This is a genomic window from Stenoxybacter acetivorans DSM 19021 (assembly GCF_000745895.1).
Lineage (GTDB): Bacteria > Pseudomonadota > Gammaproteobacteria > Burkholderiales > Neisseriaceae > Stenoxybacter > Stenoxybacter acetivorans.
The window spans coordinates 1-25,552 of the sequence record NZ_JQKE01000007.1 but is presented as its reverse complement, the minus strand read 5'-3'; the positions used below and the strand labels follow the sequence as shown (position 1 = coordinate 25,552).

Sequence of the window (25,552 nt, the reverse complement as noted above, 5' to 3'; positions counted from 1 at the left end):
AGAATGAATCCCTGAGCGAAACGCAAGCAATAACCAAAGAAAAGGGCAGATAAATGAATACAAAACAAACCGGGTTTTCGCTGTTTATTGTATTAATCAGCATGTTGGTAATTGCATTTCTCGTTATTGCCGGCATACAAGGCGGTAATACTGAAATGCGTATTTCTGCCAATGATGCAGACCGCAAGATAGCATTATCACGTGCAGAAACCGCCTTGCGCGTCGGCGAGAGAGAAGTGGGTGAATTAAACCCAACGGCTAAATTCACCGTAGATTGCAAAGACACTGCTTTGTGTGTACCCGCCGGCGGCATCAATTCCGGAACCGATGTTTATGGTTCAGGGGATTATTTTGGGATACTTAGCCAAACAGACATTCTCCAATCTTCTTGTGTACCAATGCCAACCTGTAATGTATCGGCATGGGAACGAGACCACGATTGGAAAAAACATCCCCATATTATTGAATATTTAGGGGTTGATACCAGTGCACTCGGCGATACCTTCCATGTATTCCGCGTTACTGCACGGGCACACGGCAATAATGCAAACACAGTAGTTACCCTTCAATCCAACATCCAAGCCACATTCCCCGTTCCTAAGAGTCAATAGTAAAATTAACACCATGAATAATATCAATATTAAAATCAAAGGTTTTACGCTGATTGAGCTGATGATAGTCGTTAGCATTATCGGCATTTTGGCAGCATTTGCTTTACCTGCTTATACAAACTATATTGAAAGAGCCGATTTAGCAGCCGCACGCACGGCACTGACTCAAACACACCAGCAATTGGCATCATTAAAATTGAGTGGCAATGTTAAACAAAAAGACGTACTAGAAAAAATTACTTCGGCAACAACAGGAGACAACGCAGAACTTGCTCGAAAATATGATTTATCAGCCCGTTGCGGCAATGCAGACTGTGCTGACAACGATAATCCAGCAACCAACTATGCCCTGTTCGCGCTTGCCAATGGAACAAGTAGCAGAACAAAATCTTTGTGGATGTCTGCATTTGGCAACACTTATGAATGCGAAACCGCCGCTGATGCAGACGCAAAAAAAACAAACGGCGCATGCCGACAACTTTAATTTTCAGCAGAGCAATTTGTTTTATATACTGCCCTAAAAATAGAAAATTTGCTTTTTCACATTCTTGCCAACAGTACGGCTTGCTGTTGTTGGGCTTGTTTTGCCCATGCTTGTTTATGGATATTTGCCAAAATAGCGGCAAGAAAAGGCGTTAAATTTTTTTCTTTTTTCCTTACCAACCTTAAAATAAAATCCCGTCTTTCAGAGTGGGAACACGCTGCACCCCATCATAGAAGGCAACGTGTGGTTAGGGCGCGATACAAACGCGCCCTAACACCAAAATAACACCGACCCAAAGGTCGGAAGCTATATTTTTTTGCTTGTCTGTCAGCAGAATAAACCATTCAGCTAAACAATCAACAACTTCGGCATTGCTTTCACCAAATCATCTACGGCTTTCACTTGGCTTAAAAATGCTTCCAGCATGTCCAACGGCAAGGCACTTGGGCCATCGCAGCGCGCTTGGTCAGGATTGGGGTGTGCTTCCAAAAACAAACCAGCCAAACGGGTTGCCATGCCCGACAAAGCCAATTCCAATACTTGGTTGCGCCGTCCGCCGGAAGCCGCCGCGCCGGATTCACGTTGCTGCAATGAGTGAGTAACATCGAAAATAATGGGGGTGTTGTTGCAGGTTTTTTTCATCACGCCGAAACCCAGCATATCCACCACCAGATTATCGTAGCCGAAACAAGTACCGCGTTCACACAAAATCAGTTGCTCATTGCCGGCTTCTTTGAATTTTTCGCAAATATTGCGCATTTGCGGCGGGCTCAAAAACTGTGGTTTTTTAATATTAATGACATTGCCTGTCTTTGCCAATGCCGCCACCAAATCGGTTTGCCGTGCCAAAAAGGCGGGTAATTGCAATACATCAATCACTTCCGCAGCGGAGGCTGCCTGAAAGGGTTCGTGAACATCGCTGATAACGGGCACACCAAACTCTTGTTTCACTTGGGCAAAAATACGCAAGCCTTCATCTAAACCCACGCCGCGGTAGGAATGAATGGACGAGCGGTTGGCTTTATCGAACGATGCCTTAAACACATAAGGAATATTCAGCTTTTCGGTAACACGAACATAGTATTCGCAAGCATGCAGGGCGGAATCCAAATCTTCCAGCACATTCACACCGCCAAACAACACAAACGGTGCATCGTTGGCAACATTAATCTTTCCTTGGCGGGCAGAGGTTAATTGAATCATGGTTACACTTCCATTTCTCAGGCATCGTTTTCAGATTAAATTCAGCTTGGCTGCGGTTTGGCGTATGATTTCTTTAAAGTCTGCACCCACTTGTGGATGATTTAAGCCATAAACCAAATTGGCATGCAAATAGCCCAGTTTGCTGCCGCAGTCGTAGCGCGTGCCGTCAAAGTAGCAGGCAAGCAAGGTTTCATGCAGCAAGGACGCGGCAATGGCATCGGTTAATTGAATTTCACCGCCCGCACCGCGCGGGGTGGTGCGCAATAAATTAAAAATAGTGGGATTTAAAATATACCGCCCAACCACACCCAAATTAGACGGTGCATCTTGCGGCTGCGGTTTTTCCACAATATTGCGCACACGATTCAACCCGCTGACCGCATCGGCATACACATCAACAATACCGTATGAAGCCGTGTCTTCCGGGTCAATTTGTTCCACGGCAATGATGTTGCTGCCGGTTTGCTGATACAGCTCAACCATTTGCGTTATCGCTCCTTTTGACGCATCGATTAAATCGTCTGCCAAAATCACCGCAAACGGTTCATTGTCAATCGCCGCTTGAGCGCACAGCACCGCATGCCCCAGCCCCAAGGCTTCGGTTTGGCGGATATAAATACAAGTAACATTATCGGGAATAATTTTTTGAACGTGTTCCAGCAATTCCACTTTGTTTTTGTAGGACAGCTCCGTTTCCAGTTCATAAGCCTTATCGAAATGGTCTTCAATACTGCGTTTATTGCGTCCTGTGATGAATACCAATTCAGTGCAGCCGGCATCAACTGCCTCTTCCACCGCATATTGAATCAAAGGCTTATCAACAATCGGCAGCATTTCCTTGGGATTGGCTTTGGTGGCAGGCAAAAAACGTGTCCCCAAACCCGCCACAGGGAAAACTGCTTTTTTGATTTTTTTCATCATTACTTTTCCGTTTTGGTTAAACCCAATTGCTTTTATGAAACTTCACCGCTCATTATATAATGGAACACGCATCGCACGGTACGGCAGCACTGAAAATCGGGTGTACCGCCATAAAACAAAAGGAAATCAAACATGTGGTTTAAGCAGTTAAGTATTTACCCATTAAACAAAGAAACTTTGCCCGCTTTGGCGGTAATCACCGACAAGCTGGCTAAAGCAGCGTTTACGCCGTGCTTGGGTTTGGACTGGGACAGCAGCGGATTTGCACCGAGCGCACCGTTTGGTTCGGAAATGGTGTTTGCCGCACAAAATACATGGCGCATTGCCTTGAAAAAAGAAGAAAAAGTATTACCGTCAGCAGTAATCCGCGATGTATTGGACGACAGAATCGCCAACATTCAGGCAGCCGAAGCGCGCAGTCTCGGGCGCAAAGAAAAACAAGAACTCAAAGAACAAATCACCGACGACTTACTGCCGCGTGCATTTACCAAAAGCAGCCGCATTGAAGCCATTATCGATACCGATAACGGTTTATTGTTGATTAACCAAGCCAACGCCAACAAAGCCGAAACCTTATTAACACAGCTGCGTGACGCCTTGGGCGGTTTAGATGCACGTTTACCCGACACCAAACAATCTCCCGGCAGCGTGATGACCCATTGGCTGTTCCACGGCGCAGCGGCGGGCGGATTTGAACTAGACAGCGACTGTGAACTGAAAGGCTTGGGCGATTCGGCTGCCACTGTGCGCATGAGCAAGCAGGATTTGCTTGCCGAAGAAGTGGTCAACCACATAAAAAGCGGCAAAACCGTTACCCAACTGGGTTTGTGCTGGCAGGAACGCGTCCGTTTTGTGCTCACCGACACATGGACGCTCAAACGCATTCAATTTTTAGACGTATTGCAAGAAGAAGCCGCCAACCACGGCGACGACCCTGAAAGTCTGCTGTTTGCTTCACAAATATTAATGACCGAAACCTTAAGCGGGCTGATTGCGGAATTGGCAGTGCATTTGGGCGGCTGGAGCGAATGATTTCAGGCAGCCTGAATGCTTGGATTTTATCATAACGGCATCTGGCTTGATTTTACCGCCGATGAGGTCATATAAACAGCATCTCAAATTTTTTCCCAATCATGAAAAACGAATCCACTCCCGAAGACAACCGTTTAACCCGCTTTGTGTTTGATGAATTACCGATACGCGGTTTGCACGTGCGTTTAACTGAAGTGTGGCAGCACATCAACAGCCAAAAACACTATCCGCTGCCAATACGCACCGCACTGGGTGAACTCACGGCAGCGGCGGTGTTGCTCGCCGCCAATTTAAAATTCGACGGACAGCTTATCGTTCAAGTGCAAGGCAAAGGCATGCTGAAAATGCTCACTGCCGAAGCCACGTCTGATCGCACCTGCCGCGCCACCGCCCGCTGGGACGAAAACATCAGGCTGCCTGAAAACGCCGCGCTGACGGATTTATTGGGTGAAGACGGCATGTTTGTATTAACTTTGCAGCCCGCCAACGGCGAATCGTGGCAAGGCATTGTGCCGTTGGCAGGCGGCACAGTGGCACAAATGCTGATGAATTATCTGCATCAGTCTGAGCAGCTGGACAGTTTTATTCAACTGGCGGCAGATGGGCAGCATTTGGGCGGTTTGCTTTTGCAAAAAATGCCCGACAACAGCATCAATGCAGCCAATGCCGACAATGCTTGGGCAGAAATTCGCATACCGGCGCAGACCTTAAGCCGCGATGAATTGCTGAACTTAGATGCCAGCACCATTCTTTATCGTTTATTTCACGAAATACCGCCGCGCGTGTTTCCTGCTCAGAACATCGAATTTGCCTGCACCTGCTCCCGCAGCAAAGTACGCGACATGTTGCTGCTGCTCGGCGGTGAAGAAGTGGGTGAAGCGGTTGCAGAACAAGGCAGCGTGGAAATTTGCTGCGATTTTTGCCATGAACGTTATGTGTTTGACGAAAATGACATCAATCAATTATTCGGCATGGATACTGCTTATTATGCTGCACTGAATAAAAAAACGGCGGAAAATTAGTACAATCCGTTTGGTTGGTACTGAGCACTGCAAAAAACAAACATCAAAATGACGCCGTCATTGCACACAAAGCGAAGTAACTCGATTGTAACCGTGCTGCGTTTTCTAAATTCCGAATGGCCGCATCGCTGCGCTTCTCGCAAGAACGTTTGAGAGATGTTTGAAAATTTAATTGCTTTAGTATAATTGAATAATTTTGGTATGATGCCGAACAGATATTAAGCATCGGCAGATTTGGATTAAGGACATCAATCATGGCTGTTTTGGTTACCGGCGGTGCCGGTTTTATTGGTTCTCACACTGTATTGCAGCTCATTGCCGCCAATCATCAGGTGGTGATACTGGATAATTTAAGCAATGCTTCACCTTTGGTGCTGGAACGAATCGAACTCATCAGCGGCGAATCGCCCGCATTTTATCAAGGCGACGTGCGCGACCCCGAAATTTTGCGGCGTATTTTTGCCGAACACACAATTGATGCGGTTTTGCATTTTGCCGGCTTGAAAAGCGTGGCGGAAAGTGTGCGTGAACCCGAAAAATATGCCGACAACAATATTAACGGCACTCGTATTTTGATCGAAGAAATGGCAAAAGCAGGCGTGTTTCACATTGTATTCAGCTCGTCTGCCACTGTTTACGGCGATCCTGCCAAATTGCCGATTACCGAAGACATGCCCATCGGCGACACCGCCAATCCCTACGGCGACAGCAAGTATCAAGCCGAAAACCTGCTGCGCGATGTTCAGGCAGCCGACAACCGTTTCAGCGTGGTGTTATTGCGTTATTTCAATCCCATTGGTGCGCACGAAAGCGGTTTAATCGGTGAAAACCCCAATGGCATTCCCAACAACCTCTTGCCCTATATTTGCCAAGTGGCCATCGGCAAACTTGACGAATTGTCCGTCTATGGCAACGACTACCCCACCCGCGACGGCACTGCTATCCGTGATTATATTCACGTTGAAGACCTTGCTGCCGGTCATTTGGCGGCGATGGCTACCAAAAAAGATGAAGCAGGTGTCCATGTGTATAACTTAGGCACAGGCAGTGGGTTTACGGTTTCGGAAGTGGTGCAGGCATTTGAATTGGTCAGCGGCATTGGTATCCCGCGAAAAATCGCCCCGCGCCGAGAAGGCGATGTTGCCGCGTGTTATGCCGATGCAAGCAAAGCCAAAGAAGAATTGGGCTGGCAAGCCAATAAAGATTTATTTCTGATGCTGCGCGACGCTTGGCGTTGGCAAATGCAAAACCCAAACGGCTATGAGGATGCGTAAACTGTATTGTTTTTCTTTTGCCGGCATGGCTTTGGCAAAAATGCAGTAAACAGCTTCTTTAGGTGCAACGCCGCAATCAATTGCTGTGCCATTTGCCAAAGCACAGCATAACCATTTTTAATGCTCAGGCTGCCTGAAAACACCGTTATCCGGATTTTCAGGCAGCCTGTTTTTATTATTTGTTTAATCCGGCACTGCGCCAAATAGCAGATTTTCTTTAATAGCACGGATTTTGTCGCGGATAACAGCGGCTTCTTCAAATTGTAAATCGCGGGCGGCGGTTTGCATGGCTTTTTCCAATTTGGTAATTTCTTTTACCGCGTCTTCTTCGTTGCGGATTTCTGTTACCTTCCCTTTTACCCTGCCCTGACCACGCCCTTTGCCGCGTCCTTTATTATTTTCATCATCGCTGTACACGCCGTCGATGATGTCTTTGACTTGCTTATGTATTTGCTGCGGCACAATGCCGTGTTCTTGATTAAATTGCTGTTGTTTTTCACGGCGGCGGTCGGTTTCACTGATTGCCGCTTTCATGGAATCGGTGATTCTGTCGGCATAGAGAATCGCCACGCCATTAAGATTACGGGCGGCACGGCCAATGGTTTGAATCAGGCTACGATGGCTACGCAAAAAACCTTCTTTATCGGCATCTAAAATCGCCACCAGCGATACTTCGGGAATATCCAAGCCCTCGCGCAGCAAATTAATGCCCACCAACACATCAAACAAACCCAAGCGCAAATCGCGGATAATTTCCACGCGCTCCACGGTATCAATATCACTGTGCAGATAGCGCACTTTCACGCCCAGTTCACTGTAATAATCAGTCAGTTGTTCCGCCATGCGCTTGGTGAGTGTGGTTACCAATACGCGCTCGCCTTTTTCTTTGCGGCTGTTGATTTCCGACATCAAATCGTCCACTTGAGTGGCAACAGGGCGAATAATGATTTGCGGATCAACCAAACCGGTGGGGCGCACCACCTGTTCCACCACTTGCCCTGCGTGTTCTTCTTCATACTTAGCGGGCGTGGCAGATACGAAAATCACCTGCGGCATAATGCGTTCAAATTCATGAAATTTGAGCGGGCGGTTATCACGGGCAGACGGCAAACGAAAGCCGTAGTCCACCAAATTTTGTTTCCGCGACGCATCGCCCTTATACATACCGCCGATTTGGGTAACGGTTACATGGCTTTCATCAATAAACATCATCGCATTTTTTGGCAGGTAATCCATCAGCGTGGGCGGCGGTTCACCCTCGGGTTTACCTGAAAAATGGCGCGAATAATTTTCAATGCCTTTGCAAAAACCCATCTCATACAGCATTTCCAAGTCAAAACGGGTGCGCTGCTCAATACGCTGCGCTTCAACCGCCCGCCCTTCTTTGGTGAAAAAGGCAATGCGCTCTGCCAATTCGATTTTAATGCGCTCGCACGCCTGCAATACAGTTTCGCGCGGCGTAACATAATGGCTGGACGGAAACACGGTATAACGCCCCACACGCTGATTGAGGCTGCCTGTCAGCGGATCAAACAGCTGCATTCGATCCACTTCATCGTCAAACAGGCTGATGCGCAAGGCAATTTCAGAACTTTCCGCCGGAAACACATCAATCACATCGCCGCGCACCCGAAACGTGCCGCGAGAAAAATCCATGTCGCCGCGCTCGTATTGCATCGCCACCAGCGCGGCAATAATGTCGCGGCGATCTATTTTCTGCCCTTCTTTGAGGTGCAAAATCATTTGGTGGTATTCGTTGGGGTCGCCGATACCGTAAATCGCCGACACGGTGGCAACAATCACCACATCAGGACGCTGCATCAGGCTTTTGGTCGCACTCAGGCGCATTTGCTCAATGTGTTCGTTGATGCTGGAATCTTTTTCGATAAACAAATCACGGCTGGGTACATAGGCTTCCGGCTGGTAATAATCGTAATAAGAGACGAAATATTCCACTGCGTTTTCGGGAAAAAACCCACGCATTTCAGCATAAAGCTGCGCTGCCAAAGTTTTGTTGTGTGCCATGATAATGGCGGGGCGGCCACTTTGCGCAATCACATTCGCCATGGTATAGGTTTTGCCCGAGCCGGTAACACCCAGCAGGGTTTGTGCCGACAAACCGTCATTTAAACCTTCGAGTAAAGCGGCAATTGCCTCCGGCTGGTCGCCGGCAGGCGGAAACGGACGGTGCAGTTTAAACGGGCTGCCTGAATATTCAATGATGTCCATAACTGCCTCCCATTCAGATACGTAAACCGGCTGCCTGAAACGCCGCCTTTGAAGAAATACAACAACACATTCACACAGAATAAACAGTTATTGCAAAAAGAGATGGTTTTGCCGTAGCCAAATATTCGGCTTACCGTACCATTGACACATTGATTAACACACCGACAACAGCTTGCAAAAACAATGAGGTAATGAGGCGCGGCAATGGTTGTTTTTACCCGCGCCGATTGTTATCACAAAATTATTTCGGCTGAGGCTTTTCCGGCTTGGGGCGAAACAGCACCAATTGTTTACCGATGTGCTGAACCAAGTGCGCATCTACTGCACCGCACAGTGCTTGAGCAATGGCAGCGCGTTCAGCACGGTCATCATCGGCAACCTGAACTTTAATCAATTCATGGGCAGTCAAATGGGTATCGGTTTCTTGGATAACCGCATCGGTTAAACCGTTTTGCCCAATCATCACCACAGGATTCAGGTGGTGAGCGCGGGCTTTTAAAGCGGCGATGTCTTTGGTGGACAACAGCATTTCAGTCATGGTTTTTCTCGGTTTTGCAAAAATGGTTCACGCATAGTTCACCGCAATAATTTCGTATTCACGCACACCATCTGGCGTTTGCACTTCAGCCACATCACCCTCTTCTTTGCCAATCAATGCACGGGCAATAGGTGAACCGACAGAAATTTTATTGAATTTAATGTCTGCTTCGTCTTCACCCACAATTTGATAGGTGATTTCTTCTTCAGTATCTAAGTTTTCCAGCGTTACCGTTGCGCCGAACACCACTTTGCCTTCGGCGTGAATTTCTTTGGGGTCGATAATCAAAGCCAAGGATAATTTGTGTTCAATCTCGGCAATACGTCCTTCAATAAAACCTTGCTTTTCTTTAGCGGCTTCGTATTCGGCGTTTTCCGACAAATCGCCGTGTGAACGCGCTTCGGCAATGGCTTCAATCACAGCGGGGCGCGCCACGCTTTTGAGTTTTTGCAGTTCTTGCTTGAGTAAATCGGCACCATTGACCGTTAATGGAATTTTTTGCATTTTGGTAAAGTTCCCAACGTTTACTTCGCTTCACGCTGACAATAATAAAAAAGGCAAGCCACCGAAAAAAGGTGGCTTGCGACTAATCGGTAGCCATTGTAGCAGAACACCGCAAAATAGCAATCCGGTTTTTGGCTTTGCCAAATCGGATTTACCCGTTTTCAGGCAGCCACTTCAACCCAAATTCACGCAGCAAAGCGTTTTGCCACTTCGTCCCAGTTAACAATTTGCCAAAATCCACCCAAGTAATTCGGGCGGCTGTTGCGATAGTCAATATAATAAGCATGTTCCCACACATCGCAGGTTAAAAGCGGCGTGTTGTCGGTGGTCAGCGGTGTGGCGGCATTGGACGTGGATACCAGTGCCAAATCGCCACTTGATGTTTTCACGAGCCACGCCCAGCCGGAACCGAAAGTACCCGCCGCGGTTTTATTAAATTCTTCTTTAAATACATCAAAAGAACCCCATTTTGCCTCAATGGCTTGTGCCAGCGCACCTTCGGGCTTGCCTTTGCCCGCAGGCGTTAAGCCAAACCAATAAAAAGTATGATTCCACACCTGCGCGGCATTATTGAACACACCGCCGCTGGATTTTTTGATGATGTCTTCCAAAGACAGGGTTTCAAACTCCGTGCCTTTAATCAGATTGTTTAAATTGGTTACATAGGTTTGATGATGCTTGCCATAGTGATATTCCAAAGTTTCTTTGGACAAATGCGGCTCCAATGCATCTAAAGCATAAGGCAGTTTAGGTAATTGATGTTCCATATTGATTTCCTTTGTTGTTGATGTGTTTGCGCCTGTGTTTCAGGCAGCCTGTTTATTTCAGACAGCCAAGCAAGTTTTAAGTATTTGCCGCGGCGAAGTCATTGTAATACACCGTCGGATTGCGCCGCAAATCATCGCCGTTTTTGCCGCAACCTGCGGATAAGTTCTGCGCTATTTTTTGAAATACCGAAAAATAAAAACCGCGAGAACGGCACAGCAGTTTGTTTTTTAATTTGTTTTTTAATATCCATCGGCTTTAAATATGCCTCAAAACAACATTTTCTGAAATTTAAATGTAAAACTCGCCTGACTGGACTGAAATTTGCTGCAATTGCTGTAAAATAATGATATTAGACTGTGTCCCTAATTTATTTAACGCATAATAAAAATATGACAATTGAATAAAAATCAACAGTTTAATATTAGATATCCAATAAACACACCCTGTAATATAATAATCGGGGTTTTGCGAATGTATTGCACTGAACCGAGTAGCCGATGGGTTTCATCTTATCGGTTGCCGCAAAAACTTTACCACTCGCGAGGTAAGCACAATGAAAATGAAACGCCTAAATCAAATCATGTTAAGCCTGCTGGCTTGTGGTTTAATCATCGAAAACGCATCTGCCGCCGCAGCCTCCGATCCTGTCATTCCGCGCCAAACGCCGTTTGTCAGCGTGCCTTACTACATGCAGTTGCGAACCATCAATAAAACCACACCCAACCTGATGTTGCTTTTTGATAATTCGGAAAGTATGGAATGGTCCGTAAGCGGAGATCCGTGGGGTCGCAGCCGAAACGAAATTGCCAAGAGCGTTACTCGAAGTGCTATCAGAAAATACCGAGATAAATTCCGAATTGGCTTGGCGACGCTGAACGACTATGATGATGATATGGATTTCAAATATTGGGACAAAGAAAACGGTAAAGAACAATTCACAGAGGGTTATCATGATGTGGTGGGCGCAGAGTCTTCATGGTACAACACCTTGGGCTACATTATGGTGCCGATTGAAGACAGTACTGATGATCACATCAAGAAGATGGACATCATTCTTTCTCGTATGCTTTCCGAACACTTAACCCCCAATATGGATGCGTTACGCACCATTTATGCCTATATGGGCGGCGAAGGACCCTACCACCCCAATCCCAGCTATACCTGTCCTTCTAATAACCTCGGTCTCGCCGACGAAAATACAGGTACAAACAGCCAATATCTTAACTGCCCGCTGTGGTGGGACGAAATGAACCGTTATTGGATTAATAACTTTAAAACACAGCCCACGGCACGATCAAAATCATTTTTCACTTACGCACCTGCATGGGGCGTTAATTCCGTTCCTCGCAGCAAAGTACCTGATCCATTGACCATTTGGGATCACGTTAAAGACGATGATGCCAACAGTGGCTGGTTGAATGAAAACAACTCTGCCGAAGCGCGCATTATCAATGGTTTCAGTAAAGAAGGTGCTGTACAAGATCCGGATAAAATTGAAAATCACGCCGATGTGCGCGCATCCGTGCGCCGCGTGATGCAATACCGTTGCCAGCAAAACCATGTTTTGTTGATCTCCGATGGTGCCTCAGATCAAGACCACGATTTCCCATTTCTCTCTCCGTCTTTGGGTAATAAAAGGGCTTACGCGCCTGAATTTGCCTACAATCACGATTACCGTCCTGAGGGTTTTAAAATTGACAAATTCTCTTGGGACGATCCCACGGGCAAGGGTACTGGCGGTACAGTAACCACCGATAAAGATGGCAAGAGCTGGGATGATCCCTATTTCCCCAAACAAAACATCATCACCCACGCCATCAGTTTTATGAGCGGCCCATCCAATGTAAAAAATATCGTTGAAAAAGGCGGCGGTGCGTATATTATTACTAATTCAGGTGATGGTTTAGACGCGGCTTTTGATGCCATTTTGGGTATCGCGCAAGTTCAGACACCGGATTATGTTCAGTACAGTCAAATCACATTCACCAACAACAGCGCGATATTCGAATCAGATGAAACCCAAAAAGAAGCAAACTTTGCACCGGTGGTAGCCATTGATCCGCCGTCGTGGAGTAGTTCTATCCAATTTAAAAAAATGGATAGCACCAGCCCAAGCGGCTTTGAACAAGATGGTGCCAAAAAAGATAAAATAGTTTACCCAATCACAGCTAATTATAATAATAGTGTCTTTTTAGCCACTCTGCCAAACCGAGATGCCAAAGGCAACGTGGTTTCAGGTAGTAAGCTGTATGATTTGTCACAAGGAGCTAATCCACTTAGCAACAGCGGATTAAATAACAATTATTTTTCTTTAAACGATATATATAAACATGAGCATACAGATCTGTGGCGCGATTGCTTTGGCACCTCGCTTAAAGAAGCGGAGCAGTGGCTTTGTGATTATGCCCAACCAGTAGAAAATATTGATCCAAATAACCCACCACCACCACCCAACACCTTGACTGATCCTGATGGAAACCCCACGCTACTCACTAAGATAGAGTCAAATGGTAAAAAGCCACTGACTGCAAACCGTTGGTGGAATGGTTATCTTTATTGGTTACTCGGCAAAGCAGAGAGTTATACCAGCACCTCTGGAACCGCAAACTATCAAGACGACTACGCCTCCACTGAGGGTAATGCCAGTAATATTTGGGGTTCTGACCGTCCGGATTACCGTGTTCGCAGCCGATTACTGGGGCAAACACCCGATGATGCCATGAAGCGCAAACTCGGTGAAATCACCGGCGTGAATATCGGTTTGCTGGGCGACATGGTGGAAAGCAGTCGCAACAAAAGCAATTTAGGTAGTGTATTCACCCAAGCCAACGGGAAAGCCATTAAATTGCCGCGCTACATGGTGTTACAAGCCAACGACGGTATGGCGCATATCTACACGGCTGACCACAACTTTAGCGGACGCCCCTATTTGGAACGTTTTAGATATATGCCCGGTGCCATACTGCGTGAAAACAATCGCCGCCTGATTGAAGACATCGCCATTCGTGCTTATAGAAATTACGGTTCCAACAACGTGCCGCGTGAATCCTATTTAGACGGTCCCATCAACTATTACACAACAACTAATGTTAAGGGCGATCAAATACGGCACTTCTTTATCGGCAATGCCGGCCAAGGCGGGCGCGGACTGTATGCCTTAAATATCGGAGGCAAAGATGACGTAGACGGCAAAACCAATGTTGGTATCACAGATGCTTCCACCGGTTCAACGAATACGGGCAGCTACCAATCCAATGCAAAAGATAAGGTATTGTTATGGGACACCAGCACCGATGCTTTTGGTGCCGCCGGTGAAATCAACGACATGGGCTACACCTTGAATAATGCCTTGGTCAAAGAAATCGCCCTGCAACGTCAAAAAACCGGCAACACAAACAACAATTCGGAAACCATCAATATAAGACCGAATTATGCCGCCGATACTTTGCTCGCTGCCTTTTCAACCAATGGCTACGGTTACCCTGATACATCACAAAAACCTAAAATTTATGTTTTTGATGCCTTGGGCTTCTCCTATGACCGAGAAGCCGGCGGCATGATTACACAAAACGTCCGCACAAACAACGGCAAACCGGGTAGATTGGTTCGCACAATTGAAGTGTCTTCGGCAGACGCGGGGGCTGTACTGGGCGACTTGCACGTTATGGATTTGGATAACGATCTCATTGCCGATGTGATTTACGTGGGCGATTCCAATGGTGATTTACACCGCATTCACCTCAATGTTGACGGCAATATTGAAACATCTGCTCAATTTGAATCCTATAAAGTATTCGACGGCGATCCCAAACAACCAATTACCGCTGCCCCCAATGCTTATTATCGCGGCGGTACCCACGCTCAAGTGGTGTTTGGCACCGGACGAAATTACTTGGAATCTGACCGCATTGACCAAGACACCGATTTTGGTTCACTGGCTGAACAAAGTTTCTATAGTTTACTGGACAAAATTAGCGCACCGATACCGCCAAACCAACCGGTGGCTTCCTATGCTAATCGCGATACCACTTTATTGGAGCGCGAATTGAGCGAAGGCGAAATGACTGATGATCAAGGAAACAAGCGGAAAGCACGCAATTTCACAGACAACAAAATCCTTAACTCGAACCAACACAAGGGCTGGTTTATTAACCTGATGGTCAATGGTAAAAAAGACGGCGAGCGAATTGTCAACAGACCACTGATTGTAAACAAAACCGTGTTCTTTTCATCGGAAACCGGATCCATTGACCTGCCGTCCGACTATAAAGACTTAATGTGCGTGGGCGCAACTTATAGATCCATTATCCGCAACTACCAAGTGAATGTCATTAAAGGCTCACCCGCAAAACCGGGAGAGGGAGATGCCTCGCTGAAGGCTTTCCATTTTGGTAAGGACATGGCAATTGGTGTTTATGCTGATGCTCATTACAGTAATTTAATTTCCGCTACCGGAGTATCTCATACTATAGATGGCGGCACGAACACCAATGGCATCATACGCCTGTGGAACGGAGGTAAGCCTCCTCCCCCTCCTACTTGTGAGGAACTGGCAATGGCACAAGCCGGACAAGACGGTGCAGATGTTACGCGCTTTGAGTGTTCGCCCGTACCGCGCACCATCAAACGTATTTCTTGGCGTGAAATATTCTAATAACTTGATTGTTTAACTGATTGTTTCGCGTATTTCAGGCAGCCTGAGTTTAAGGCTGCCTGAGTATTTTGTTGGTTCTTCGTAACAGTAAGCAACGCCCTGACGCATTGATTGCTTTCATGTTTTCAGGCAGCCAACAGCACAAAGAAAAGCAAAAGCCGCACAATCTGCCAAATTCAAGTTACCATACCGCCTGTTTACTCAATCAAAGAACACCATGCTGTCTTTAGAAACTTGGATCGGTCTGCGCTATTTGCGCGCAAAAAAACGCAGCGGCTTTATGTCGTTTATCAGCACCATTTCCATTATCGGCATTGCCATTGGCGTAATTGCGCTGATTGTGGTGTTGTCGGTGATGAATGGCTTTCAGCGCGAGATTCGCGGGCAATTATTAAAGGTTGCGCCGCATATGGAAATCGGCTATTTCATGCCCGAAGCGGGCGATAATTGGCAAAATCTGGCAGCATTGGCACAAAAAAATCCACGTGTATTGGGTGTGTCGCCGTTTGTGGCGGGGCAGGCTTTGCTGGCAAATGAGGGTGAAGTGAGCGGTGTGCAGCTGAAAGGCATTGATCCCAACAGCATCGCGCAAGTTTCTGAATTCGGCGATAAACTACCTGCTGAACTTTACCGCAAACTCTTGCCTACCGAATTTGATTTGGTGCTGGGGCAAGAGCTGGCGGCAAAACTCGGCGCACAAATCGGGCAAAAAATCACAGTCATCACGCCCGATGGCAATGTAACTCCCGTGGGCATGGTACCGCGCATGAAGCAATTTAATGTGGTGGGTATTGTGCATACCGGCATTTTTGCGGTGGACAGCTCGCTGGCTTTAACCAATATTGAAGACGCCAAAACCCTCTATCGCGCCGGCGATGAAAATGCGATATTGCAGGTGCGTTTAAGCCGCCCTGATGCAGCACCTGAAGTAACGGCAGTGATTGTGCCGCCGGATCGCCAAGACAAAGTCTGGGCGCGTGATTGGACATTCCAAAACAAAGATTATTTCCAAGCGGTGGAATTAGAGAAAAAAATGATGTTCATCATTATGTTTTTCATCAGCTTGGTGGCATCAATTAACTTAATTTCCACGCTGATTATGACGGTTACCGAAAAACGCGCCGCCATTGCCATTTTGCGCACATTGGGATTATCCCCGCGCAAAGTCATGCACATTTTTATGGTACAGGGCATTATGCTGGGCTTAATCGGCACGGTCAGCGGCGTGGTTATCGGCGTGTTGCTGGCATGGAATATCGGACACGTGGTGCATGGTGTGGAATTGCTGCTGGGGCGGCAATTAATTTCATCGGCTGTATATTTTATCGACTATGTTCCCTCACATGTGGCGTTTACCGACGTTGCCATTATTGCGGGCATTTCTTTGCTGCTGTCGTTTTTGGTTACGTTATACCCCAGTCGCCAAGCGGCAAAAACGCAACCCGCGGAGGCTTTGCGCTATGAATAATTGGGTATTGGAATGCAATAACGTTGCCAAAAGCTACGACGACGGTTTACTGCAAGTAACGGTATTGGCGCATCTGGATTTGCGGGTAGCCCCGGGACAAAGCGTGGGCATTATCGGTGCTTCCGGCAGCGGCAAATCCACTTTATTACACCTGCTGGGCGGTTTAGACACGCCCACGCAAGGCACGATTCGGCTTATGGGGCAGGATTTGGCGGGTTTAAGCCAAACCGCATTGGGACAATTGCGCAATCAGCATCTGGGTTTTGTTTATCAATTCCACCATTTATTGCCGGAATTTTCCGCCTTGGAAAATGTGATGATGCCGCTTTTGATTGCGCGCCGCCCCAAGCCGGAAGCGGAAGCCGCCGCCGCCGATATGTTGGCAAAAGTGGGCTTAAAGCAACGCATCTTGCACCGCCCGGGCGAGTTATCCGGCGGCGAGCGTCAGCGCACCGCCATTGCCCGTGCTTTGGTAAACCGCCCCGCTTGTCTGCTTGCCGATGAACCAACCGGCAATTTGGATCGCCAAAACGCGCAAAACGCATTGGATTTGATGCTGGACTTGAAAAACGAGTTGGCAACCGCCTTAGTGGTGGTTACGCATGACGACGAATTGGCAGCACGTTTCGAGCGCGTGTTTACGGTGCACGACGGCAGTTTGCTTGCAACCGCCGCATGACACATGGCGCATAACACATGGAATGATATATGCTTACATTACCAAAAAAATGCACCCGTATTAACGTGCTTGTCTATTGATTAAGGGAATCCACATGACCGCCCCCGAAAAACTTCAAGAAATCCAAGAAAAATTCAAAAGCCGCCGTTTGGACGAAAAAGGCTTTCTGAATAAGCTCAAAACATACGCATTTCGTTTGGGAAAACCCGCCATTAAACAACTTTACGCCTTGTATTTTTTACTGAAATCACCAAGCACCCCCAAGCGAAGCAAATTGATTATTATTGCCGCGCTGTTGTATTTTGTCAGCCCATTCGACAGCATTCCCGATTTACTGGGGCCTTTGGGCTTCACCGATGATTTGGCAGTGATTGCCTTGGTGTTCAGCCAGCTGAAAAGCCACATGAACGAAGACATTTTGCTGCGCGCCAAAGAAGCCGCAGACCAGCTCATTAAATAACCGCAAACAACCGCCTTTAAATTAAAAGGAATAAAAACAATATGCAGATTACCGACCTATTGGCATTCGCCGTTAAAAACAAAGCATCAGACTTGCATTTGAGCTCAGGCTTGCCGCCGATGATTCGCGTTCACGGCGACATGCGCCGCATCAATTTGCCTGACATGAGCAGCGATGAAGTCGGCAAAATGATCATGTCCATCATGAACGACAATCAAATCAAACAATATCAGCAAAATCTGGAAACCGACTTTTCTTTTGAGTTACCCGGCGTATCCCGCTTTCGTGTGAACGCGTTTAATATTGAGCGCGGTCCTGCCGCCGTTTTGCGTTCCATTCCCAGCAAAGTATTGACACTGGAACAACTCAACGGCCCTACCATTTTCAAGAAAATCGCCGATACCCCACGCGGAATGGTATTGGTAACCGGACCTACCGGTTCCGGTAAATCCACCACACTGGCGGCGATGATAGACTACATCAACACCAACCACCCTGCCCACATTCTCACCATTGAAGACCCCATTGAGTTTGTGCATGAATGTAAAAAATCATTGGTAAATCAGCGCGAATTGCACGAACACACCCACAGCTTCGCCAACGCCCTGAAGTCAGCGCTGCGTGAAGACCCCGATGTGATTTTGGTCGGCGAGATGCGCGATCCGGAAACCATTGGTTTGGCACTTACCGCCGCCGAAACCGGACACTTGGTGTTCGGTACTTTACACACCACCGGTGCGGCAAAAACCGTGGATCGGATTATTGACGTATTTCCGGGCAGTGAAAAAGAAATGGTGCGTTCAATGCTGTCTGAAAGTTTACGGGCAGTTATTTCGCAAACGCTCTTAAAAACCAAAGACGGCAATGGCCGTGTCGCCGCCCATGAAATCATGCTCAGTACACCTGCCGTGCGCAATCTGATTCGCGAAAACAAAATTGCCCAAATCGGTTCGGTGCTGCAAACCGGTCAAAATTCAGGCATGCAAACCCTTGACCAAGCCCTGCAAAACTTGCTGAAAACAGGAAAAATCAGCATGGACGAAGCCCGTTCAAAAGCAAACAATCCGGATCAGCTGCAATAAACAGTTTCATCATAAGCAGATATATAGCTAAACTATTAAATTTTTCAAAACGACTAGTCAAAAAATTACGGCTAATTATCTGAAATCTGCTGAATAAGCTATGTTTTCTTTTTTGAAAAAATAATAGTACAGCTATATAAGGCTACCTGAAAAACCCCTGAGCGTAACACGTTTACAACTCAAGGTTTTCAGGCAGCCTTTAGATGACTATAATTCAAGCAGTGGATTACAGCCTTTCATCTGACGCGCCTGAGCGTAGCTCGGAAAAGCGGCATTTTCCGCCAACACGTCTTCCAGCAAGCGCACGTATTCCACTCGGCATTCAACCAATAAATCCAAAAAGTTTTGAATAAACGAATCAATATTGTCCATAGGCGACAACTGCCGTGCAAACACCTGAGGTTCAAACGAAAAAGCAGCATCAACCGCATCAAAACCAAATAATAAACGCCCACCCGCTTCGACGGCAATCACCGCACTCACGCTCGGATTTTGCAAACGAATAGCGCGAACCGTGTTGGCAGTGAATACATCACACGCCATACGCGCACGCATATTGCTGCCCTCATAGAGTGCCGTCATCGGTGTCATCGGCGGCAAGGGATTGGCAAACAGCGTGATGCCGCTGCCTGAAAAATGCTGCTGCCACACTTGCATCAACGGCAATGCCGCATCGTTTAACGGCTTACTTAAGACTGCCTGAATGGTTTTATCACCAAAGCCCACCGCATAAACAACACACACCGATTGCCCCGCTGCCACTTTCAGGCTGCCTGAAACCAGCGTTTGCGCAAACTGTTCGGCTTGCTCACGGTTTTGCTTGGCGGCAAACCACTGCCCTGCATTGATGCTGCTCAACGTTTCCGCAGACAGCAATTTCGGCAAACAATAAACCTTCGCGTCTCCGAATACACTGTCAATCGCCGCTTGCGGCACAGTATCGGGCAATTCCGTGTCTTGCGTCGCGCCGCACACCAGCACCACGGGTAAGGCAAACCATTGCATCTGCGTGTCGTCATACGCGTTTAACACCGCTTGCAAACCACGCCACAATTCGGCATAAACCGCCGCATTGGGCGACATTGCCAAAGCCACAGACAAACCCAAATAATTTTTTTGCAGCAGCATCGCGGCAATGGCGTTGTGCAAACTTTCATGTGCCAACGCCGTTTGTGCTTTACCGCCGCCGTTTGCCAATTGTGTAGCATAAATCAGCAACTCATTTTTAACGGGGTCGGTGGGATAAGGGCGGGCGTCGGGCAACCGAGAGCGGCGCGAGGCAGTCATATTCAATCCATTCAAAACAGCAAAAACGACACATTCTATCAAACTCGATTTGTTTCCAATCAAATTTATCGCGGTATTTTCGACGAATTGCACATAAATTCACTGGCCAAACGCACTGTTTTTCAGTATAAATTGCCGATTGGCAGCAATGAATTTTCTGATTTTTTCAGGCAGCCTGTATTTACCGCTTGAATTACCTTATTTATTTTCTCGCCTGCATTTATAAAAAGCACTCGGCAGATAATACAGCGGCTTGTTTTATTGCGCTTCCAGTTAAATATGGCGTCAAATATGGAGAGGTGATTTTTGCGTCAGGCGAGGCATTTTAACCAATGAGCAGTAACCCATGACGCAAAAAACAACCGCAAGATACGCAATATTTAATAAGGGACGCAATAATCACCATTTAAAGACAACCCAAAACCCGCAAACTCCTTTTTCACGCGTGGAGAAACGGTATTGACACCGCAGCAACACGCAAGCATTGTTATCCAAATAAATATGAATACCACCACAACCGCACCCACCGATACTGAATACCCGCGTTCTATCCGCAGCTTTGTGTTGCGGCAAGGACACATGACCGCCGCACAGCAACGCGCCATTGATACGCTGTGGTCGTCGTTTGGATTGGATTACCAAAATAAAATAATTGATTTAAATAAAGTTTTTGGAAGAAACAACCCAAAAATACTGGAAATTGGCTTCGGCATGGGTGTTGCTACCGTTGAAATTGCCAAGCGGCTGCCTGAAAGTGATTTTTTGGCAATTGACGTGCATGGTCCGGGCGTGGGTAACTTATTGAAATTGATTGATGAAAACCAATCAAACAATATCCGCGTCATGCGGCACGATGCGGTGGAAGTGGTTGAAAACATGCTTGGTGAGACAAGTTTAGACGGCATTCACATCTTTTTTCCCGACCCGTGGCACAAAAAACGCCACCATAAACGCCGCTTGATTCAACCTGCGTTTGTTGCCAAACTCCTGCCCTGCTTAAAAAGCGGCGGATATATTCACTTGGCAACCGATTGGCAGGAATATGCCGAACAAATGCTTTTGGTATTAACCGAGTTCGACACCCTTTGCAATACCGCCGATAATTACGCACCAACCCCCGCATACCGCCCCGAAACCAAATTTGAGGCACGCGGCAAACGGCTGGGGCACGGCGTTTGGGATTTGGTGTTTACCAAAAAATAAACCGCATCAAATCCCGTAAAACCCCGCCAAACACGCATCAACTGAACAAAACATCGGAGTGAAGCACGTGAACGACCAACACAATCCCCGACAAACCCCCTTTGTCTTCACATTAGATGACGACGAACCCATTCAGGCTGCCGAACCTACTGAGGCGGCAACCCCCGTGCAGCAACCCGAACAATCATCTCAAACAAATGAAACCAAACCGGAATGGGAACGTCAATTAGAAGCCTTGCTTGAATCCAAAAAAACCGCGCCGCCACCCCAACCCGCGATTCAAAACGCATCGCCCAACCACCCGAACAGCCCAACGGCGCAGCTGTCTGCTACCCTTCATTCAGGCAGCCTTACCAAAAAAACACAGCCTGTGCAAAACACCAACCCACCCGCAGCCATCCCAACCGCAACCAAATCGCTCACACCCGAGCAGCGCAAAGAAACCTATTTAGCGTATTTGGCGCAATGGCAGCAACAGCACAATCGGCAGCAACGGCAGGCAACCGCCGAAACCGCCGTTTTGCTGCAAGATGATTGGTTGGCAGCACAAGACTGCTTACAGCGGGCAGACAGCGAAACCACACCCGCCGTCAGCATTCGTTTGGACAAACGCAACAAAGCCGAAATCATCAGCGAAACACAAACAGAAAACACAGGCACGCAGTCTGATGCGGCAGAAAATCCAACGGAACACAACCAATACCCCACCGAGCAAGAATCGGCTGCTGTGGCTCATGTGCATTTGCATGTTATCAATCCGCAAGAATCGGAAAACCGCGCCGTACAGTGCATTTCCGAAACCGAGCTGATTAATCGGCTGGCTGAAAAACTGCGCCCGCATCTGGCAGACACACTGGCAGGCATGGTGCGCACCGCCATTCAAATTTCCAGTGTACAATGGATAAACAGCTTACAACACCAGCTGTTAACCCAGATTCCGGATACTGTTGATGAAGTCGTGCGGCATCACCTGCCCGATGTTTTGAAACAAAGCCGGCTTTGGGCTGACGATGCGCAAAAAAATGCAGCGGAAACCCAAGCGCAGGAAAAACAAACTGCGCCAAACAATTTAAATAACGATACATCACAAACCACCTAAGGAGATAACATGGCTGCAATCATCACATTATTGGTTTTGGTACTGATTGCCGGTGTTTTGATACACATCTACAACAAATTGGTGAGAAGTAAAAACCAGTGGCAAAATTCCTTTGCACAAATCGAAGTGCAGTTAAAACGGCGCTACGATTTGATTCCCAACTTAGTTACGGTTGCCAAAGCCTATTTACAACACGAAAATCAATCTTTAACCGCAGTAACACAGGCACGAAATCAAGCCTTAGCGGCTTTGCAGGCAGCACACAATCAGCCGCAAAATCCGGCGGCTTTGGCACAAATGGCAAGCAGTGAGCAAAAATTATCAGGGGCTTTGCAGGGCTTAAACGTGCAAATTGAAGCCTATCCCGAATTAAAAGCCAGCGAAAACCTCAAACAATTAACCGAGGAAATCAGCAGCACCGAAAACCGCGTTTCCTTCGCGCGGCAAGCCTATAACGATGACGTGATGGACTACAACACCCTGCGTCAATCGTTTCCGTTTGTGCTGTTTGCCTCATTGTTCGGACACGCAAAAGACGCAGTGCTACTGCAATTTAAAGACAGCGAACTGATTCAAGGCACCCCGAAAGTCAATTTATAAAGCGAGCCGCGTATGCGTTTTTTTGAACATCAACGCAAGGCACGGCAGTTAAGCCGATTGTTGATTTGGCTGTATGTGCCGGCGGTGACTCTGATGGTGGTATTGACCGCCACCTGCATTGCTTTTATCGGCACATTTCTGCTTGCGCTTACCTGCACACTGCATTCGTGTCCTGCTTCTGTCAACAATTTTTGGCAGACAAATATGCAGACAAATATGTGGGTGATTTGGTGCTGGAGTGCATTGCTGATGCTCATACTGGTATTGGGCGGCAGTGTCTATCGATTGCGGCAACTGAAAAAACACGGCGGCGCGGCGGTGGCTGAAGCCTTGGGCGGCAAGCGGGTATTACCCAATCAAGCCAGCGGCAACACGCGGCAATTATTGAATGTTGTGGAAGAAATGGCAATCGCGGCGGGCTTGCCTTTGCCCAAAGTTTATTGGCTGCCTGAAAGCAGCATCAACGCATTTGCGGCAGGCTGGAATCCTCAAGATGCCGTGGTGGCAGTAACGCAAGGAGCAATCGATGCTTTGAGCCGAGATGAATTGCAAGCAGTGGTGGCGCATGAATTCAGCCACATTCTCAACGGCGACATGCGCCTGAATATGCGTTTAAGCGGCTTGCTGCACGGCTTGATGATGATTGGCAATCTGGGAAGCGGGCTGCTCTTCGGCTCAAATCCCAATAACGTCGGTATCGAATACAATGCCGATATTGAATACAACCGCAAAGAACCATATTCGCCCGGAATACCCGGCATTTTGCTTGGTATTCCTTTAATTATTTTGGATTTTTTCGGCATCGTCATGGCTGAGTTGCTTCAGGCAAGCGTGAGCCGCCAACGTGAATTTTTGGCAGACGCATCGGCGGTGCAATTCACGCGGCAAAAAGAAGGCTTAGTCCGCGCATTGTCTAAAATCGCATCACAACCGCAGCCGCGTTGGCGCAGTTTCAGCTCAGCGGAATATGCGCATTTTATGTTCAGTGAAATGAACGGATTAAGCAGTTGGCTGGCGACTCACCCGCCAATTAAACAGCGCATTGCCCGTCTGGATAAACGCGCTGCCGCCTATTTGTCTGACAACAATGGCGCACAATGGCATTCAGGCAACCAAAACACGGCAGATACCCTTTATTCCGGCTTTGCGGGCAGCAACGACACAGCAGCGGCATACGATGAAGCGCAAACATGGGAAAACACGCCGCCATCGCAAATCCGACAACAAACATTGTCCGACATCATTCAAATTCACCCGCAGCACCTGCAATATGCCGCATGGCTGCGCCAAAACATGTCGCCCGCATGGTATGAAGCCAGCCAAGATGCAGAACAAGCACAATCTTTGGTGTGCGTGTTATTGCTGTCTGAACAAGCCGAAATTACCGATAAACAATGGCAAATCATTGAGCAATACGACAGAAACCTGTATTTACGGACCCAATCTTTATTTGCTCGGCAAAACCGCCTGATTACCGCCCATGCTTTACCGCTGTTGGATTTGGCATTGCCCGCTTTGGCAGAAATGTCTGAGCCGCAATGGCAGCAGCTGAGAAAAATGTGGCAGCAGCTTATGATTGCCGACGGGCAAATCAGCTTGCGTGAATGGTGTATTTGGACTGTGCTGAACATCCATTTATCCCCGCCGAACACAGCCAATCACAGCCGCACACTCGCCCAAAGCACCGATGACATCATTCTGGTTTTGGCATGGGCAGCGCGTTGCAACAACGATGAAACCATCGCTCAAGCCGCATTTCAGGCAGCCGTTTCCTCGTTTGCGATAACGCCGATACCTGCATGGCAGCAAATAAAAACCGCCGCATTGCCGCAGCTGCAAGCCGCTTTACAGCGTTTGGCTGCGCTTAACGACGACGACAAAGCCGCCGTTTTACAAGCCGTGCTGACCGCCGTTCAAGCCGACGGCCGCATTCATTTTACTGAGCGTGATTTAATGCGTACCATTGCCGCCATTTTACGCTGCCCAATCCCGCCCTTGCTGCCGCAGTAGTAATATCAAATCAATATGTTATATAAAAAAGTAATTTCCGCAAGTTATAATGTCTAATAATATTTGGGACAAGACAACCAAACAAGGTAAAAACAAGACAACTAAATTTTCTCGGTTCTAAACCATTTAAGCAAGATTTTATAGATATTTTGCTCTCTATGGTTAAAACGAAACTCAGTTTCTTTAAGATGAATTTCAAATAAGTGCTTATGAATACCTTTAAACTTCGCCAAGCGGTGTTTAGCGAAGCCCCAAAAGCTTTCAATACCGTTTACATGATTGCCCTTACCGTCGGAAAACTCATCATTACCATGATTGACACGAAAATGCTTTTCAAAACCCACATCAACCAAACCGTCGTAACCGCGCCAGCCATCTGTATGGAGAACGCTGTTAATATCAGCATGTCCTCTGATTATGGCTT

23 protein-coding genes are annotated in these 25,552 nt (G+C 47.4%); 15 read left to right on the top strand and 8 right to left on the bottom strand.

Annotated features, from left to right (window positions below):
* Positions 1-53: 53 nt before the first annotated feature.
* Together Q384_RS00510 and Q384_RS14215 are read left to right on the top strand one after the other, a co-directional pair.
* A complete protein-coding gene (locus Q384_RS00510) occupies positions 54-611 on the top strand; it encodes a pilus assembly PilX family protein (protein WP_037585296.1) in 558 nt (185 codons plus the stop codon).
* Positions 612-624: 13 nt separating this feature from the next.
* Entirely contained in the window at positions 625-1,095 is a 471-nt protein-coding gene (locus Q384_RS14215) for a prepilin-type N-terminal cleavage/methylation domain-containing protein (protein ID WP_051940216.1), read from the top strand.
* Positions 1,096-1,443: 348 nt separating this feature from the next.
* On the opposite strand, the gene kdsA is transcribed toward Q384_RS14215, so the two are convergent.
* Positions 1,444-2,298 (bottom strand): 3-deoxy-8-phosphooctulonate synthase, encoded by an 855-nt coding sequence (gene kdsA, locus Q384_RS00500; RefSeq protein ID WP_037585295.1) that lies wholly within the window; start codon positions 2,296-2,298, stop codon positions 1,444-1,446.
* A gap of 30 nt (positions 2,299-2,328) precedes the next feature.
* Positions 2,329-3,216: a UTP--glucose-1-phosphate uridylyltransferase GalU gene (gene galU, locus Q384_RS00495; RefSeq protein ID WP_037585294.1), complete on the bottom strand. Its 888-nt coding sequence runs from the start codon at positions 3,214-3,216 to the stop codon at positions 2,329-2,331.
* A gap of 135 nt (positions 3,217-3,351) precedes the next feature.
* On the opposite strand from galU, the gene Q384_RS00490 reads away from it, so the two are divergent.
* The 3 genes from Q384_RS00490 (at position 3,352) to galE (ending at position 6,547) form a co-directional block, all read left to right on the top strand.
* The gene (locus Q384_RS00490) at positions 3,352-4,251 is read left to right on the top strand and encodes a recombination-associated protein RdgC (RefSeq protein ID WP_037585293.1); all 900 of its coding nucleotides are present in this window, start codon (positions 3,352-3,354) and stop codon (positions 4,249-4,251) included.
* Between the two features lie 101 nt (positions 4,252-4,352).
* Entirely contained in the window at positions 4,353-5,273 is a 921-nt protein-coding gene (gene hslO / locus Q384_RS00485) for an Hsp33 family molecular chaperone HslO (RefSeq protein WP_037585292.1), read from the top strand.
* Between the two features lie 251 nt (positions 5,274-5,524).
* Positions 5,525-6,547, top strand: a complete 1,023-nt coding sequence (gene galE, locus Q384_RS00480) for a UDP-glucose 4-epimerase GalE (protein WP_211251061.1) — start codon at positions 5,525-5,527, stop codon at positions 6,545-6,547.
* A 183-nt stretch (positions 6,548-6,730) separates the two neighbouring features.
* Here galE and uvrB read toward each other — a convergent pair whose 3' ends face one another.
* From uvrB to Q384_RS00460, 4 genes are all read right to left on the bottom strand, one after another.
* Complete coding sequence (gene uvrB / locus Q384_RS00475; protein ID WP_037585290.1) at positions 6,731-8,776, bottom strand: excinuclease ABC subunit UvrB; 2,046 nt, start codon at positions 8,774-8,776, stop codon at positions 6,731-6,733.
* Between the two features lie 241 nt (positions 8,777-9,017).
* Positions 9,018-9,314, bottom strand: a complete 297-nt coding sequence (gene yhbY, locus Q384_RS00470) for a ribosome assembly RNA-binding protein YhbY (protein WP_037585289.1) — start codon at positions 9,312-9,314, stop codon at positions 9,018-9,020.
* Positions 9,315-9,341: 27 nt separating this feature from the next.
* A complete protein-coding gene (greA, locus tag Q384_RS00465; RefSeq protein WP_037585288.1) occupies positions 9,342-9,818 on the bottom strand; it encodes a transcription elongation factor GreA in 477 nt (158 codons plus the stop codon).
* A gap of 185 nt (positions 9,819-10,003) precedes the next feature.
* Complete coding sequence (locus tag Q384_RS00460) at positions 10,004-10,585, bottom strand: superoxide dismutase (protein WP_037585287.1); 582 nt, start codon at positions 10,583-10,585, stop codon at positions 10,004-10,006.
* A gap of 1 nt (position 10,586) precedes the next feature.
* Here Q384_RS00460 and Q384_RS13040 point away from each other — a divergent pair, with 1 nt between their 5' ends.
* The 6 genes from Q384_RS13040 to Q384_RS00435 all read left to right on the top strand — a co-directional run bounded on the left by Q384_RS13040 (position 10,587) and on the right by Q384_RS00435 (position 18,929).
* Complete coding sequence (locus tag Q384_RS13040) at positions 10,587-10,748, top strand: hypothetical protein (protein ID WP_156956376.1); 162 nt, start codon at positions 10,587-10,589, stop codon at positions 10,746-10,748.
* A gap of 397 nt (positions 10,749-11,145) precedes the next feature.
* A complete protein-coding gene (locus tag Q384_RS00455) occupies positions 11,146-15,240 on the top strand; it encodes a PilC/PilY family type IV pilus protein (protein ID WP_169740824.1) in 4,095 nt (1,364 codons plus the stop codon).
* Between the two features lie 217 nt (positions 15,241-15,457).
* A complete protein-coding gene (locus Q384_RS00450; protein ID WP_037585285.1) occupies positions 15,458-16,708 on the top strand; it encodes a lipoprotein-releasing ABC transporter permease subunit in 1,251 nt (416 codons plus the stop codon).
* Entirely contained in the window at positions 16,701-17,387 is a 687-nt protein-coding gene (gene lolD / locus Q384_RS00445) for a lipoprotein-releasing ABC transporter ATP-binding protein LolD (RefSeq protein WP_037585284.1), read from the top strand. Before Q384_RS00450 ends, lolD begins: the two co-directional genes overlap by 8 nt.
* A gap of 94 nt (positions 17,388-17,481) precedes the next feature.
* Positions 17,482-17,847, top strand: coding sequence for a YkvA family protein (locus Q384_RS00440; RefSeq protein WP_051940214.1), 366 nt, complete (start codon positions 17,482-17,484; stop codon positions 17,845-17,847).
* A 41-nt stretch (positions 17,848-17,888) separates the two neighbouring features.
* Complete coding sequence (locus tag Q384_RS00435; protein ID WP_037585283.1) at positions 17,889-18,929, top strand: type IV pilus twitching motility protein PilT; 1,041 nt, start codon at positions 17,889-17,891, stop codon at positions 18,927-18,929.
* Positions 18,930-19,136: 207 nt separating this feature from the next.
* Here Q384_RS00435 and Q384_RS00430 read toward each other — a convergent pair whose 3' ends face one another.
* Complete coding sequence (locus tag Q384_RS00430; RefSeq protein ID WP_037585282.1) at positions 19,137-20,216, bottom strand: hypothetical protein; 1,080 nt, start codon at positions 20,214-20,216, stop codon at positions 19,137-19,139.
* Between the two features lie 501 nt (positions 20,217-20,717).
* Here Q384_RS00430 and trmB point away from each other — a divergent pair.
* The 4 genes from trmB to Q384_RS00410 all read left to right on the top strand — a co-directional run bounded on the left by trmB (position 20,718) and on the right by Q384_RS00410 (position 25,128).
* Positions 20,718-21,419 carry a tRNA (guanosine(46)-N7)-methyltransferase TrmB gene (gene trmB / locus Q384_RS00425; protein WP_037585354.1) on the top strand — a complete coding sequence of 234 codons (702 nt, stop codon included), beginning with the start codon at positions 20,718-20,720 and terminating at the stop codon, positions 21,417-21,419.
* Between the two features lie 67 nt (positions 21,420-21,486).
* Positions 21,487-22,518 carry a hypothetical protein gene (locus Q384_RS00420; RefSeq protein ID WP_037585281.1) on the top strand — a complete coding sequence of 344 codons (1,032 nt, stop codon included), beginning with the start codon at positions 21,487-21,489 and terminating at the stop codon, positions 22,516-22,518.
* Between the two features lie 9 nt (positions 22,519-22,527).
* Entirely contained in the window at positions 22,528-23,118 is a 591-nt protein-coding gene (locus Q384_RS00415; protein WP_037585280.1) for a LemA family protein, read from the top strand.
* Positions 23,119-23,130: 12 nt separating this feature from the next.
* The gene (locus Q384_RS00410) at positions 23,131-25,128 is read left to right on the top strand and encodes a M48 family metallopeptidase (protein ID WP_037585279.1); all 1,998 of its coding nucleotides are present in this window, start codon (positions 23,131-23,133) and stop codon (positions 25,126-25,128) included.
* A gap of 101 nt (positions 25,129-25,229) precedes the next feature.
* On the opposite strand, the gene Q384_RS00405 is transcribed toward Q384_RS00410, so the two are convergent.
* The coding region (locus Q384_RS00405) for an IS1595 family transposase (RefSeq protein ID WP_037585278.1) at positions 25,230-25,552 on the bottom strand (323 nt) is incomplete at its 5' end.

Coding starts and splice junctions, on each gene's coding strand:
- galU (WP_037585294.1), bottom strand. CDS start 3,216: ATGAAAAAAATCAAAAAAGCAGTTTTCCCTGTGGCGGGTTTGGGGACA.
- lolD (WP_037585284.1), top strand. CDS start 16,701: ATGAATAATTGGGTATTGGAATGCAATAACGTTGCCAAAAGCTACGAC.
- Q384_RS00460 (WP_037585287.1), bottom strand. CDS start 10,585: ATGGAACATCAATTACCTAAACTGCCTTATGCTTTAGATGCATTGGAG.
- Q384_RS00415 (WP_037585280.1), top strand. CDS start 22,528: ATGGCTGCAATCATCACATTATTGGTTTTGGTACTGATTGCCGGTGTT.
- hslO (WP_037585292.1), top strand. CDS start 4,353: ATGAAAAACGAATCCACTCCCGAAGACAACCGTTTAACCCGCTTTGTG.
- greA (WP_037585288.1), bottom strand. CDS start 9,818: ATGCAAAAAATTCCATTAACGGTCAATGGTGCCGATTTACTCAAGCAA.
- Q384_RS00490 (WP_037585293.1), top strand. CDS start 3,352: ATGTGGTTTAAGCAGTTAAGTATTTACCCATTAAACAAAGAAACTTTG.
- trmB (WP_037585354.1), top strand. CDS start 20,718: ATGAATACCACCACAACCGCACCCACCGATACTGAATACCCGCGTTCT.
- Q384_RS00510 (WP_037585296.1), top strand. CDS start 54: ATGAATACAAAACAAACCGGGTTTTCGCTGTTTATTGTATTAATCAGC.
- uvrB (WP_037585290.1), bottom strand. CDS start 8,776: ATGGACATCATTGAATATTCAGGCAGCCCGTTTAAACTGCACCGTCCG.
- Q384_RS00455 (WP_169740824.1), top strand. CDS start 11,146: ATGAAACGCCTAAATCAAATCATGTTAAGCCTGCTGGCTTGTGGTTTA.
- Q384_RS00410 (WP_037585279.1), top strand. CDS start 23,131: ATGCGTTTTTTTGAACATCAACGCAAGGCACGGCAGTTAAGCCGATTG.
- Q384_RS00440 (WP_051940214.1), top strand. CDS start 17,482: ATGACCGCCCCCGAAAAACTTCAAGAAATCCAAGAAAAATTCAAAAGC.
- Q384_RS00435 (WP_037585283.1), top strand. CDS start 17,889: ATGCAGATTACCGACCTATTGGCATTCGCCGTTAAAAACAAAGCATCA.
- Q384_RS14215 (WP_051940216.1), top strand. CDS start 625: ATGAATAATATCAATATTAAAATCAAAGGTTTTACGCTGATTGAGCTG.
- kdsA (WP_037585295.1), bottom strand. CDS start 2,298: ATGATTCAATTAACCTCTGCCCGCCAAGGAAAGATTAATGTTGCCAAC.
- Q384_RS00450 (WP_037585285.1), top strand. CDS start 15,458: ATGCTGTCTTTAGAAACTTGGATCGGTCTGCGCTATTTGCGCGCAAAA.
- yhbY (WP_037585289.1), bottom strand. CDS start 9,314: ATGACTGAAATGCTGTTGTCCACCAAAGACATCGCCGCTTTAAAAGCC.
- Q384_RS00430 (WP_037585282.1), bottom strand. CDS start 20,216: ATGACTGCCTCGCGCCGCTCTCGGTTGCCCGACGCCCGCCCTTATCCC.